General features: G+C 39.1%; 9 protein-coding genes. 8 read left to right on the top strand and 1 reads right to left on the bottom strand.

What is annotated here, in order from left to right:
* Positions 1-49 precede the first annotated feature (49 nt).
* From HPC41_RS24645 to HPC41_RS24635, 3 genes are all read left to right on the top strand, one after another.
* Positions 50-2725, top strand: a complete 2676-nt coding sequence (locus tag HPC41_RS24645) for a putative LPS assembly protein LptD (protein WP_246251052.1) — start codon at positions 50-52, stop codon at positions 2723-2725.
* 143 nt (positions 2726-2868) lie between these two features.
* Positions 2869-4128, top strand: a complete 1260-nt coding sequence (locus tag HPC41_RS24640) for a competence/damage-inducible protein A (RefSeq protein ID WP_172396733.1) — start codon at positions 2869-2871, stop codon at positions 4126-4128.
* A gap of 112 nt (positions 4129-4240) precedes the next feature.
* Positions 4241-5593 carry a dihydrolipoamide acetyltransferase family protein gene (locus tag HPC41_RS24635; protein WP_172396732.1) on the top strand — a complete coding sequence of 451 codons (1353 nt, stop codon included), beginning with the start codon at positions 4241-4243 and terminating at the stop codon, positions 5591-5593.
* A gap of 129 nt (positions 5594-5722) precedes the next feature.
* Here the strand turns inward: HPC41_RS24635 and HPC41_RS24630 are convergent, their stop codons facing one another.
* Positions 5723-7102 (bottom strand): MATE family efflux transporter, encoded by a 1380-nt coding sequence (locus tag HPC41_RS24630; RefSeq protein ID WP_172396731.1) that lies wholly within the window; start codon positions 7100-7102, stop codon positions 5723-5725.
* 238 nt (positions 7103-7340) lie between these two features.
* On the opposite strand from HPC41_RS24630, the gene HPC41_RS25650 reads away from it, so the two are divergent.
* The 5 genes from HPC41_RS25650 (at position 7341) to HPC41_RS24605 (ending at position 15198) form a co-directional block, all read left to right on the top strand.
* Positions 7341-7856, top strand: a complete 516-nt coding sequence (locus tag HPC41_RS25650; RefSeq protein ID WP_172396730.1) for a Sec-independent protein translocase subunit TatA/TatB — start codon at positions 7341-7343, stop codon at positions 7854-7856.
* 85 nt (positions 7857-7941) lie between these two features.
* Entirely contained in the window at positions 7942-10179 is a 2238-nt protein-coding gene (locus tag HPC41_RS24620; protein ID WP_172396729.1) for a Tex family protein, read from the top strand.
* 132 nt (positions 10180-10311) lie between these two features.
* On the top strand, positions 10312-11019 hold the full coding sequence (locus HPC41_RS24615) for a hypothetical protein (RefSeq protein ID WP_172396728.1): 708 nt from the start codon (positions 10312-10314) through the stop codon (positions 11017-11019).
* A 4-nt stretch (positions 11020-11023) separates the two neighbouring features.
* Positions 11024-11299: a hypothetical protein gene (locus HPC41_RS24610; RefSeq protein ID WP_172396727.1), complete on the top strand. Its 276-nt coding sequence runs from the start codon at positions 11024-11026 to the stop codon at positions 11297-11299.
* Positions 11300-12015: 716 nt separating this feature from the next.
* The gene (locus HPC41_RS24605) at positions 12016-15198 is read left to right on the top strand and encodes a SusC/RagA family TonB-linked outer membrane protein (protein WP_172396726.1); all 3183 of its coding nucleotides are present in this window, start codon (positions 12016-12018) and stop codon (positions 15196-15198) included.

The raw sequence follows: 15198 nt of genomic DNA, 5'->3' as shown, positions 1-15198 counted from the left end.
TCCTTCGAAGTTTAACATTATTTCACAAAAATAACATTTGTCTTTAATTTTGAAGTCGTTAATCAACATTTTAACACTATTTATCATTCTTGCAACGAGCAATTCAACGTTGGCTCAGAGCAATATTCCATTAAAACAGAACGGACTTCAAAGTAAGGACCCTGTCTCGACGACCAGTAAACTGCAGGACACAACAAAAATTAAGGCTGGAGATTCGACTAAGTCCCTGCAGGATACCACCAAGAAAAAAGGTAATGGACTGCAGGCAGAAGTCAGTATTATTGCAGTCGATTCTCAAAAATCTGAAGTAGCAAGGAATATAAGTCATCTATATCGCGGTGCAAAAGTAAAGTACCAGGATTTTGAACTTTCAGCTGATTACATTCGTCTCGATCGTAATCAAAAAAAGATTTTCGCATCAGGTATTTATGACAAAAGTGGCAAATATGTAGGGCGTCCTATTGTCATTATGGGAAATGGCGAATCGCCTAAGACAGTGGATTCACTTTATTATGATTATGAAAAGCAAGAAGGGAACACTTATGGTATTATGACGGAAGTCGATGGAGGCTTTATCCAGGCCAATATCGTCCGAAAGAATATCTATGATGAGATGTCAATCTACAAGGGATTATACAGTACCTGTAATTTACCTTATCCACACACTCACTTTGGAATACATATATCAAAAGGTATCGTTACCAAAAATCAGATTATTTCCGGCCCTGCTTACTTAGTGGTAATGGGTGTACCTATGCCTGTAGCCTTCCCTTTTGCATTTTTCCCAAAGCCCGATAAGAGAGCCTCCGGATTTCTCTTTCCTTCTTTTGGTGAAGATTATACAAGAGGTTTCTCGATGCGTGATATTGGTTGGTATTTGGCCTTCAACGATTATTGGGATAGTGAGATTCGAGGCTCATTATATTCTAAAGGTTCATGGGAAGCGTCTATAAACACTCGATATACAGTCAATTATAAGTTTAATGGTGGTTTTAACATCCGCTATGCCAATACGAAAGTTGGGGTAGAAGGCACGGATAATTATGGTTCAAATAAAGATTTCAATGTAACCTGGAACCATACCCAACGTCAGGAAGCCAATCCGGGAACATCGTTCTCCGCAAGTGTAAACTTTGGTACGGCGTCTTATTTTCAAAACACTGGTACGGGAAGTAATCAAACAACCTATCAAAACTTGGCTCAAAACAGAATGGGATCTTCCATCAGTTATGGAAAAGTATTTGCCGATGGTAAAGTTAACTTAACAGCCAGTTTAACACATAGTCAAAATATGGCTGATAGGACTATTCAATTAAGCTTGCCTAATATTAGTTTGAATGTTTCTTCTTTTAATCCATTTGATAGCAAAGATCGCGTAGGCGAACAAAAATGGTATCAACGGATCAATGTGGGCTATAGCTTCCAAGCGCAAAATACAGTCAGCACAGCAGATTCCCTGCTTTTCTCGTCAGGAGGCTTCAAAAGATTTCAAAATGGCTTCCAACACAATATTCCAGTCAGCTTATCACTGAATGCTTTTAAATATTTTCAATTCAACACAAGTGTAAACTATACCGAACGTTGGTATCTACAAAGTACAAGACAACGTATTGATAACACGCCCTCAGGATATAAGCAGCGGCTTGACACCCTTCAGGGATTTAATCGTGCTTATGATTATTCCATATCTACTGGTCTTTCAACAAAGATCTACGGTATGTATCCAAAGATCGGAAAAATTGAAGCGATCCGGCATGTGGTCACACCCTCGATAAATTTTAATTATAGACCAGATTTCTCGGATCCTCGCTATGGTTTCTATCAACACTATAATGATCAATACGGCAACCGTAATGTATACTCTATTTTTGCACAAGGAATATATGGTTCACCTTCGGCCGGAAAATCTGCAGGTATAGGCTTCTCGATTGACAATAACATTGAAGCTAAAGTGAAGAGCAAGTCCGACACCACTGATGGAGGTTTCAAGAAAATACCTATTCTCCAGGGATTAACTTTTAGTGGGAATTACAATTTCGTAGCAGATTCATTAAAACTATCCCCAATAACTTTTTCCGGCCGGACCGCTTTTTTCGATCAGAAAATGAATGTCAACTTCAACGGTACATTCGATCCATACACCATCGATGACAATGGTGTTCGTATTAATAGGTATGCGATCAAAGATGGAAGTTTGGCGCGCCTGACAAATTTTGGTTTATCTTTTGATTATAGTTTAAATCCAAAAGCGGCCAAATCACGTAATAATAATATCGATTCATTAAGAAAAGAAATGTCTGGTGCTGGAATGACACCAGAGCAGGCACAGGCTTTGGCCAGAATAAGTTCTGACCCGAATGCATTTGTGGACTTTAATATCCCTTGGAATCTAGCTGCCTCATTCAGTTTTAACATGTCCAAGTTCTTTAACGCAAGTACACGACGCATGGATAACCAGATTACAAGTACGTTAAATTTACATGGGGATTTTAGCGTTACGCCGAAATGGAAAGTTACTTTCCAGTCCGGCTACGATTTCAAGCAAAAAGAAGTTGTCATGACTTCATTCAATATTTATCGGGATTTGCACTGCTGGGACATGTCTTTTGGTTGGATGCCGTTTGGGCGATATCGAAGTTACAATGTCACCATTCGAGCCAAGGCATCAATCCTGCAAGATCTTAAGCTAACGAAAAGAGCTAGTTCTGGTGGCGGTTATTTTTAAAAATAACCGCTTTTTTATTCTCTCCACACAGTTGTACGTCGCAACATCATCCTTAAAACAGCTGGTGGTGGATCACTTTTTATTTCTTTTTATCAAAAAAAATTAGCGGATTGTAGAAACGTAATTTTATGTAAGTTTATACTATGAAAGCAGAAATTATTACCATTGGCGATGAGATTCTTATCGGCCAAATTATCGACACCAATTCCGGCTGGATTGCACAACAATTACAAAAATTCGAAGTCGACATTGTTCAGATGACATCCATTCCTGATACCGAGGAAGCTATTTTCAATACCTTAAAAAGTGCTTCCTCAAGAGCCGATTTGATTTTAATCACAGGAGGACTTGGCCCCACCAAAGACGATGTTACCAAAAATACTGCAGCAAAATATTTTGGCACAACCTTAACCCGGGATGAGAGAGTACTTCTACATGTAACCAGTTTCTTTGAATCCCGCAACCTAGAAATGTTGGAGATTAATAGGCAGCAGGCTGATGTCCTGGCAAATTGTGAGGTACTCTTCAACGATTATGGTACAGCCCCAGGAATGTTAGTTTCACAAGGAAACAAGCATTATATCTTTATGCCGGGTGTACCATTTGAAATGAAACATCTGATGGAACAACGTGTTTTTCCTTTAATCGAAAGCCAGTATAGAGATTCGGTCATTCATCACGAAACGATATTAGTTGGCGGTATTGGAGAATCTTATCTTGCGGAAGAAATAAAAGATATCGAAACAGAGCTCCCACTAACTATTAAATTGGCCTATTTGCCTACATTGGCATTTATCCGCCTACGGCTCTCTGGAAAAAGTAAAAACAAATCAGATCTTGTTCAGGAGGTAAAACTTTTTAAAAGCAAACTCCTCCATCGTTTAAAAAATTATGTTATTGCCGATTACGACACCACTATAGAAGCTTTTTTAATCAAGCAATTTATGCATCAAGGGCTTACGTTGACAACAGCAGAAAGCTGTACAGGAGGTAGTTTAGCGGCCTCAATAACCGCGAATCCTGGAAGCAGTGAAATCTTCGTCGGTGGTACTATCCCCTATTCGAATAAGCTAAAACAACAGTTGTTAGCTGTCAGCGAAACTACTTTAAATCAATTTGGCGCCGTCAGTGAACAAACGGCCATCGAGATGGCAGCTGGTGCAAAATCAATGTTTAGTACTGATTATGCTATAGCTACTACAGGAATAGCAGGCCCTGGAGGAGGATCTGCAGAGAAACCAGTGGGAACAGTTTGGGTAGCTGTAGCCGGAAAAAAAGAGATTATCACAAAGAAATTTCAATTCAACAACGATAGACTCATAAACATCGAACGGACACGGATGAACGCACTTGTCCTGCTTTGGAAACTACTCCTAAAAGAAGAAGGGCAAGGACACGAATAATGTAAAATAATATTTTAATAAAACCCTTTTTTAAAGAATAATATTTCAAATTGTTGAAAGTAAACCACAATTTAATTAACTTCGTTTTTGTATAACGAGATTGCTAAAAAATATGGCTTTATATAAACTCTTACTTCCAAAAATGGGAGAAAGTGTATCGGAAGCAACAATTACCAAATGGTTAAAACAACCAGGTGACCTGATTGAAGAAGATGACACTCTATTGGAAATCGCAACGGATAAAGTTGATTCAGAAGTCCCTTCTCCTGTTAGAGGTATTTTGAAGGAACAACTTTACAGTGCTGACCAAATCGCACAAGTTGGTGATATCGTGGCAATAATAGAAATAGAAGGAGATACCGAGACAGACGAAACTGTTGTTGAAGCGGAGCGTAGCCTAACCACTGATGAGCCTACATTTTCAACAGAAGCGGCAGGTTTGGAAATACCGGGTCTAGATCAATTAAGCAATCTGTCTGACGAAGTTACCGGTGCAAATTACGAACACGCAACTCGTTTTTATTCCCCGTTAGTAAAAAATATTGCCCGTCATGAGGGCTTATCGCTAGAAGAGCTCGATCGTATTCAAGGTACTGGAGTTGAAGGGCGAGTTACTAAAGAAGATATCCTCTCTTATGTAACCAACAGAGGTTCCAATAAAGATATTGATCATTCGAAAACTGCAAACGCTCCTGTTATCAAGAGCGAACCTACGCAAACCGTCCCAACAACAACAGTCCATACTGTTGTAAGCGGTAATGACGAAATTATCGAAATGGATCGTATGCGACGCTTGATCGCTGACCATATGGTCAAGAGTGTTCAGGTATCCCCACATGTTTGTTCATTTGTGGAAGCAGATGTGACGAATCTTGTCCTATGGCGCAATAAGGTAAAAGATGCTTATAAAAAACGTGAGGGAGAAAACATTACGTTCACACCACTATTTATAGAAGCAATTACCAAGGCGCTAAAAGACTTTCCTTTGGTTAATATATCAATAAATGGATATAATATTATCAAGAAGAAGAATATCAATATCGGCATGGCTGCCGCCCTGCCCAATGGCAATCTTATTGTTCCGGTTATAAAAAATGCAGATCAGTTGAGCCTAGTAGGACTAAGTAAATCAGTTAATGATCTGGCACAACGCTCCCGGGCCAATAAGTTAAAACCTGATGATACACAAGACGGCACATTCACATTCACTAATATTGGCGCCTTCGGTAATATTATGGGCACACCAATTATCAATCAACCTCAAGCGGCAATACTAGCGGTCGGTACAATAACAAAAAAACCTGCTGTAATCGAAACTGAATACGGTGATATGATCGGAATAAGACATATGATGTATCTGTCTTTATCTTACGATCACCGTGCAATCGATGGCGCGCTTGGTGGTACATTTTTGAAAAGAGTTGCCGACTATCTCGAAAACTGGGATAGCAACAGAGAAATTTAGAAACAATATCATCATTATAAAAATTGGCCACCTAAAGGTGGCCAATTTTTTTATCACACAGCTTATATCGAACGATATTTATGATTTCCAATGGGTAGCGCATTCATTTAATTGTCGAATATCCCCTTTTTATGGTTTAATTATACTGTTTTCAAACTGAAGCTTCTTTTTCTTAATGACCAATTGGAATCGCAAATAAAGTAGGACTGATGAAGTCAACAAACCCAAGGTAAGACCATACCAGATGCCTTTAATCCCCCAGTCAAAAAGTATTCCCATCACATAACCACTTGGTAACCCGATAATCCAGTAGGCAATAAACGTAATGATTGTCGGAATATTGACATCTCCCATACCCCTTAATACTCCTAATCCAACAACCTGTGTACCATCAAATAACTGGAAAAGGCCTGCAATGATGAGCAATTGGGCAGCAATCGCCACGACCGCCTGATCAGAGGTGAATATATAAGGCAGGTAATTATTGAAAATTGCAAACAGAGAAGCTGTAATAAACATAAAAACCAAAACTAACTGGTACGAGGAGATCGCAAAGCGTTCTAAGCGGAACAGGTTTCTGTTGCCATAACTATTACCCACTTTAATTGTTGCCGCGGCGGCTATACCGCTGGCCATCATGTAAGTCATTGCGGCTAATTGTATGGCTACCTGATGAGAAGCCTGGGCGGTAGCACTGATTGTACCGGCCAATAAAGAGGCCCCGGCAAATGCACCGATTTCAAAAACATACTGCATCGCAACCGGAGCGCCAATCCGCAATATTTTCCCCAATCTTACTTGGTCTATTACTGTAATTTTAAAATGCTGTATATAGCCATTAAACTTCTTTGATCGCAATACATAAGTCATCATAACAGCCATCATCAAGATACGGTCAATTAAAGTACTGTATCCAACCCCTTTCACACCCATGGGTGTAATTCCAAACATACCTTTGACAAAAATGATTGCCAAGATAATATTGAGAACATTGCCCCAGATGGTTACATTCATAGCCTGCTTTGTAAATCCCAGCCCCTCAGCAAATTGCTTAAATGTACTAAACACCATCAATGGTAACATAGAAAGACTCAAAATGAGCAAATAAGGTTTCGCTTCTTTTACAACAGCCGGATCTTGGTTCAGATGATCTATTGCAAGCATTGAACCAAAATAAACCAAACAGAACAATAATATTCCTGTAATAATATTTAACCAGAAACTATTTGACAATAATACAGCACACTCCTTCTTATTATCCCGGCCATTTTCCTGAGCGATCAATGGTGTGATTCCATATGCGATTCCCAGTCCGACAACCATAACGATCATAAATACAGCATTTACAAGTGACACAGCTGCCAATGGAATTGTTCCAGCAAAATGCCCAACGATAACGCTATCCGCAGTATGTACCAATGTATGGCCCAATTGTGAAATGACAACCGGACCGGCCAATACAATCGTACTTTTATAATACGGCTTAAATGTTTTAAATTTCCCCAACATAATCAATTCCTCAAAAAATAGGCACAAAAATACAAAGATATTTCTGCTCTATCGTCATATTAAAAAATATTTAGCAAAATATAACAAAGTTTACCTTGCAATAGTCGCCCGATGTTACGTAATTTTTATGTTTCAAATACCTTAAAATTATCTTAAATTTGCCTGTTGGTCTAAGAACTATAGAAATATAAATCGTAACTTAGCATCTAATTAGTAATCAAAAGAAGAGGAAAAGAGTATGTACAATCCAGTAATAACATTTCTAAACATCGGAACACAGGAGATGATTTTAATCGTGTTTGCGATCTTGTTACTTTTTGGTGGCAAGAAGCTTCCTGAATTGGCCAGAGGTTTAGGAAGAGGGATTCGAGAATTCAAAGATGCATCAGAAGGCATCAAGCGCGAGATTTCAGATCAGATCAATAATTTTGAAAAAGATATAGACGTTAAGACAGAAGTCAAAGAGGAGACTGTTCCAAATGAGGTAAAAGTTGCCGAAGAACAAGCCAAAGCAGCGCAAGAGTCCGAATCGGTGGAAACTGCTGAAAGCTCAGATTCCGAACCAGCAAAGAAAAAATATGAATTTACAACTCCCACAGGAGTCGTGGAACACAATCCGCATAAGCAATTAGATTACGGCGAGGAGCCTTCTCATATTACCTACGGATATAATGACCACTTTGCTGAGGCCAAAAACGACGAGGTAGTGGAAAAGAAACCTACAGAACAGGAAAACACGAATAAACCCGCGTAACCTCATTGCATTAATTTACAACAAGATATTAATTAGAGCTGTTGAATAACCATTCAACAGCTTTCCTTTTTAAAGAAAACCTACAATGAGCTTATTATCACACGAAATTACAATCGCTAACGAGCTATCTATAAGCGAAAGACAAGTTCGCACGACTATTGAACTATTAGATGAAGGTGCTACTGTCCCCTTTATTTCCCGTTATCGGAAAGAAATGACAGGTAGCCTAGATGAAGTGCAGATCACAAATATTCGGGATCGCTCACAACAACTAAAAGATCTCGATAAACGTAAAGAAGCTGTTTTAAAATCCATAAATGACCAGGGAAAATTAACGCCAGAACTCGAAAAACAAGTAATGACAGCCGAGACGATGGCAAACCTGGAGGATATTTATCTGCCTTACAAGCCTAAACGTAAGACGAGAGCTAGCATTGCCCGCGAAAAAGGATTACAGCCTCTGGCAGATGTTCTTCTAGCCCAGGACAAAACAGATTTTTTAGTGCTTGCAGATTCGTTGATTGACGAAGAAAAAGGAGTCAAAAACAGTGAAGAAGCACTAGCGGGAGCAAGGGATATCATTGCCGAAATTATTGCTGAAGATGCGACGGTAAGGGCCAAATCCAGGGCAATATTTCTAGAAAAAGGAGTATTCGTATCGCGCGTGGTTCCGGGAAAAGAGGAAGCAGCAATTAAATACAAAGATTATTACGAATGGTCGGAATCGTTAAAAGATGCACCTTCACATCGCGTTTTGGCCATGCGCCGTGGTGAAAAAGAAGAATTACTGTATCTGGATATAGATATCAATGAAGACGCAGTCCTTCCAACCATTGAGTCGCTTTACATCAAAGCCTCAAACGATGCCGCTTCACAAGTAAAATTGGCGTTGACAGATAGCTACAAACGCTTATTGAAACCATCAATGGAGACCGAGATCCGCGTGTTGACCCGTCAAAAAGCGGACGAAGAAGCGATCAAAGTCTTTGCGGACAATGTTCGTCAACTACTTTTGGCCGCACCACTGGGACAAAAGAGATTACTTGCCATCGACCCCGGCTTCCGAACGGGATGTAAGACAGTTGTCTTGGATGAGCAAGGTCAGCTCAAAGAAAATACTGCTATTTTCCCCCACAACGGTGCCAATGGACTTGCTGAAGCTCAAAAAACAGTTAAATATTTAGTATCTAAGTATGATATTCAGGCCATTGCAATTGGTAACGGTACTGCAGGGCGCGAGACTGAAGATTTTGTAAAAAAACTAGAACTCAGCAATGTTATCATTGTGATGGTTAATGAAAGCGGAGCCTCAATTTATTCAGCGTCAGAGACAGCACGTGAAGAGTTCCCTGACCACGATATTACGGTACGTGGCGCTGTGTCAATCGGCAGAAGATTAATGGATCCGCTTGCTGAATTAGTCAAAATTGACCCTAAATCAATCGGTGTTGGCCAATATCAACATGATGTGGACCAGAACAAGTTACAAACATCACTTGATGACACAGTCATCAGTTGTGTAAATGCTGTCGGTGTAGAACTGAATACAGCCTCAAAACAAATTCTATCTTACGTCTCTGGACTGGGCCCAGCTTTAGCCCAGCAGATTATTAAATATAGAAATGAGAATGGCCCATTTGCCTCACGTCGCGAATTGAAGAAAGTACCTCGTCTTGGAGACAAAGCTTTTGAACAAGCTGCAGGCTTTCTTCGGATAAGACATGCCGACAACCCTTTGGACTCTTCGGCTGTGCACCCTGAGCGGTATGCCCTGGTTGAACAGATGGCAAAAGACTTAGGAAAAAAGGTAGAGGACTTACTTAAAGATGCAGAATTAAGAAAATCCATTCCTTTAAAAAACTATATTTCCGAAGAAGTAGGACTGCCAACATTAAATGACATTCTACATGAACTGGCCAAACCAGGACTTGACCCAAGGGAAAAGTTCGAAGCTTTCTCTTTCACTGAAGGTGTAAATAGCATTGGCGATTTACGGGTGGGGATGAAACTTCCCGGTATTGTTACCAACATCACCAACTTTGGTGCCTTTGTTGACATTGGCGTACACCAAGACGGACTGGTACACCTCAGCCAATTGTCCAACCGCTATATCTCCGATCCGCATGAGGTAGTTAAAGTACAGCAACATGTCACGGTCACTGTGACAGAGGTTGATGAGAAACGTAACCGCATCGCATTATCGATGAAAGCTGATGAAAAACCAGTCCTTCCTAAGAGTAAGAGAACCGATGGAAAAAGACAACAAGAGCCAGAAACGGATATGGCGAGCAAGTTGGCGGCATTAGCAAGCAGATTTAAATAGATTTCCTTATCCAGGTTGGTAGAAAGGCTGATTTTTCAACAAAAAATCGGCCTTTCTGTTTGCCTTAACTGACCAGATTCTTTTCAACACTTTTATTTCGTATCTTTAGAAGAGAACAAGCCTTAATATGATATGAGACACTATATTATACTCCTGTGCTTCTCGCTTGTAATGCTGCATTTTCAAGCTAAGGCCCAATTGGGCGACGGAGCATATATTTCCCAAACTGGCACAAGCAAAAACTTAATTTTGATCAAAGATCATTACCTCACTTTCATAAATTATGACGATACAAATAAACATTTCGGTTATACTTGGGGGGGTGCTATTCAACAGCGGAATGACAGCATACATACGACTGTTGAATATGATACAAAAGATGCTGGCCATATTGGTAAGACGATCAGCTTATATATTAAACAGCAGGATGGTTCAGTCCAGATAAAATCGTCCCGTTTCAATGGCCTTTTTGTCAGGCAAAAACCGATCGCTCAAGATCTGGATGCGCTATGGCGGATCACTGGTAGACAGCAAGACTCAAAAATGCATGAAATCCCAAAAACAGATCGCAAAACAATAAAGATCCTGGTGGATGGTTATTTTCAATGGATTGCCATTAATCCTGCACAAAAAGGATTTTATGGAACAGGGGGTGGGTCCTATAAATTCGAAAAAAATCATTACACCGAGAAAATACAATTCTTTTCAAGGGATCATACGAGAGTGGGTCAAGAGCTTCACTTTAGTGGAAAGCTGGAAGATAACCAATGGCATCATAGCGGCAAGAGTTCAAAGGGCGATGACATTTATGAAATCTGGAGCAAGGAACTAACAAATTAAGAAAATGACAGAAGAAGAATTTCAATTATTGGATCATCCTATCCAAAACTGGTCTCCAGTACAAAAGTCATTATGGTACGACAAAAAAGGAGACTGGAAAACTGCACATGATCTTATCGATCAGTTGGATGGCCTAGATGCCGCCCATGTACATGCTTATCTCCACCGCAAAGAAGGTGACTCATGGAACGCCCGTTACTGGTATAATCGAGCCAAACAGGCGGTTTACACAGGTAGCCTAGAGGCTGAATGGGTTGAATTGTTTAAATTATATTTTTAATTACTGTGGTCATCAGCATTTTAATTCGAAAAAGAGGACATAACAACGCAGTATTTATAGGCCAAACTAAAGGACTATTATCCCCAAAAAACGACACTTTAATCAATGCCAAACCTATCAATACGGTTATTTGAGTAACAAAAATAACACAAAAGAAAATAATAAAACAACAAAAGGAATAATGGCATGAATATTGAATATAATTTTCTATACTTTAAAAAGTATACTTTTCATAAATTTAGGTTAATAATTGGTTAGGTTAAACACCTGAGGTTCCCCACTTCAGGTGTTTTTTATACCGAGAAATATCTTCATAATGGATCTACATCTTTTGTTTTCTCCATATTAGATAGAATTCCTTTTATGAAGTTTCTTGGTGAGTATATCCATAGAGATACTTGGTGAATCTAGTGGATATTTGATGAATACCACATCTATACTATCAGTATAACAAATATAGTGCAAAGTGACTTTCGTCTTACCAATCAGTTTTATTGTCGCATTCTGACTCAAAATTTACAAAAAATCATAAAATAAAGTATAGTTATCAGATGGATTTTATATATTTGCATTAACATTTTTTAACACATGAAACTAAACTATCTACTAATGCTTGAAAAACGAATGTCACAAGGAGATGTTTTCCAGGTAATTATTAAATATCTCCGATAACCCCTTCCAAACAGACAATAATAATTCATTATTAATATTTTAATATGGCAAAAAATAACATCGATTTTGTCGTAATGGCAGCGCTTTGTTTAGGCTCCAGCACACTATACGCTCAATCCACGATAAAAGGTAAAGTAATTGATAATAACAATAACCCTATCCAAGGGGCAACGATTACAGAAACAATCAGTAAAAAACAGGTTCAAACAGATAATAATGGTCTATTTGAATTACCTTCAAACGGAAGTTCTATCAGTATCCAAGTTCAATTTATTGGTTTTGATTCTAAAACAGTTCAAACCAATCCAGGCGGGCTCACTACTATTCAACTTTCACCGACGAGTTCCCAATTGGATGAAGTTGTTGTAACAGCCTTGGGTATTTCGCGCGAAAAGAAATCATTAGGATATGCAGTCCAAGAAGTCAAATCTGTTGAACTTCAAACACGTCCCACTAACGCGCTTAGTGCACTTTCAGGAAAAGTTGCTGGTCTTCAAGTGACTACATCCGGTGGTAATATGGGCGGATCCTCCCATGTTTTACTTCGAGGTATCAATTCAATTGCGGGAAATAACCAACCGTTATATGTTATTGATGGAACTCCAATTGATAACACCGATTTAAACTCCTCATCAACCATCAATGGTAGCGCGGGTAAAGATGTCGGTAATATGATACAAGATATCAATCCTGACGATATCGATAACATCTCCGTATTAAAGGGCCCTTCAGCGGCCGCCTTATATGGTTCGAGAGCCGCTAATGGTGTTATATTAATTACCACAAAGCGTGCATCAAAGGGAGAAAAGATAGATATTTCGTTAAACACTGGTGTTGATTTTGAGAATATTGTTCGACTTCCAAAAAGACAACATTTATACGGTCAGGGTTACTCTACTGCTTTTCAAACGCAAAATATCAATGGTACAGACTACAAAATCGTAGATTATGCTGCAGATGAAAGCTGGGGTCCTAAACTCGATGGTACACCTGTCTTACAGTGGTATAATTTAAACCCTGAAGACGAATCCAATTACCTGAATCCGTCGCCATGGCTTTATCCAAAAAATGATGTCAGTTATTTCTTTCGGACTGGTGTAGCCAATACCAATAATTTTGCTATCGCCGGCAATAGTGGAAATACAAATTACCGATTTTCCTACACCAACAAAAATGTAAAAGGAACAACTCCAAATTCTAGTTTAGGTCGTAATACGTTTAACTTTTCCGGAGGAACACAGCTAGGAAAATTGAAAATTAATTCTAATTTCAACTACATCCGTAACGCATCCGTAGGCCGCCCATGGACAGGTGCATCCAACAGAAATATTATCCTCGAGGCATTCCAATGGGGAGCAGTACAAGTGGATTACAAGATATTGGAAAATTATAAGCGTGAGGATGGAACTCCATTGGCATGGAATCGTACTGGATGGCAAAATACGCCTACAGCAGAAGCAACGCGTTTTATCGATAACCCCTACTGGTCTGCTTACGAGTCTTATATGGAAGATAATAGAGACCGCTTTTATGGAAATATTGGATTACAATATGACTTGAATAGCTGGCTTTCCTTAGGAGCCAAAGTACATGGCGATATTTATTCGTTCCAATCTCAGGACCGTATCGCTGTATACTCTCGCAGCACTTCACAGTATGAAGAGACAAGCAATAAACTAAACGAATATAATTATGAATTTTTAGCTACAGCAAAAAAAAACTGGGATAAATTCTCACTTATTGGAAATATCGGAGCCAATCTTCGTGACCAACAGCGCAAGCAAGATTATGCCATTACGCAAGGAGGTCTAATTATTCCAAATTATTACAATCTAAAAAATGCGAATTCAGTCAAAATTGACAACTTTAAATATCACAGACGCATTGCATCAGTTTATGGAAGCTTTTCTTTGGGCTATAATGATTTGCTATACTTGGATGGAACAGTACGCAATGACTGGTCTTCAACATTACCAACAAACAACAACTCATTTATATATCCTTCCTTGACAGGTAGTTTTGTTTTTAGTCAATTAGAAGCATTTAAACAATTGGACTGGTTAAGTTTCGGAAAAATACGTTTGGGATGGGCCCAAGTAGGAAATGACACAGACCCTTATCAACTGTATAAGGTCTATGAGCCTGAGCAATCATATGAAGGGCAAGCTTCCTATGGCCTCCCGAGCATAAAACCAAATGCTAATTTAAAACCCGAAATTACCAGCTCTTGGGAGACAGGCCTGAATGTACAACTGTTCAAAAATCGCTTAGGGTTTGATATAACCTATTACAACAATAATTCCAGAAATCAAATCCTACCTGTCCCTGTTTCTTCGTCTTTTGGATACGCAAGCAAAGTATTTAATGCGGGAAAAATTAATAACAAAGGTCTCGAAATTGTTCTTAATGGTACGCCAATCAAAAATGAAAACTTTACTTGGGACGCTACAATTAACTGGGCCAAAAACAAAAACAAAGTGATCAAATTAGACGATCAGGTAAATACATTGAGTTTGAGTAATTCGTTAGTTGAATTAGTCGCACGTGAAGGCGAGTCTTATGGACAATTTTTAGGCTATGACTTTGTATATGCGGCAGATGGACAACGTGTTGTTCAGGCAGATGGAACGTACATGAAGACCTCCCAATTAGTTCCACTAGGATCAATTCTACCTGATTTTACTTTTGGCTTTCAAAATAGCTTCCGCTACAAAAACTTTAGCTTAGGATTTTTGGTTTCAGGTCGTGTTGGCGGAAATTTTTTCTCCCAAACATATAAAGTTGGTATGTATTCAGGCATCCTGGACAAAACAGCGGCTAATAATATCCGTGAAACGGGTGTTATTTTGGATGGTGTCAAAGGCGATGTAACATTCCACAGCGACGGTACATATGCCGTTGAGAACGTTCAACAAAATACCACCAATATTACAGCGCAGCAATGGGCGCGCAATGAGTACAATGGTCCGACCACTTTTTCCATTTTTGATGCCACTTATGTTAAACTGAGAGAAGTGACGCTGGGTTATAATTTCAAATTAGCCAATGCCAAAGTCATTAAAAATATTGGGGTCAATGTCTATGGCCGTAATCTTTGGAATATCTATACCAAGAGTAAATACATTGATCCTGAATTCACCTCCAGTGGCGGTAATGTACAGGGCATTGAAGGTGGTAACATTCCTGTTCCTGTTACTTACGGTTTTAATGTAAACCTTAAATTTTAA

Origin of the sequence: Sphingobacterium prati, assembly GCF_013167215.1 — a bacterium.
GTDB classification, from domain to species: domain Bacteria; phylum Bacteroidota; class Bacteroidia; order Sphingobacteriales; family Sphingobacteriaceae; genus Sphingobacterium; species Sphingobacterium prati.
Note: the sequence above shows the minus strand (reverse complement) of the source record. Positions and strands in the feature narration are given on the sequence as shown.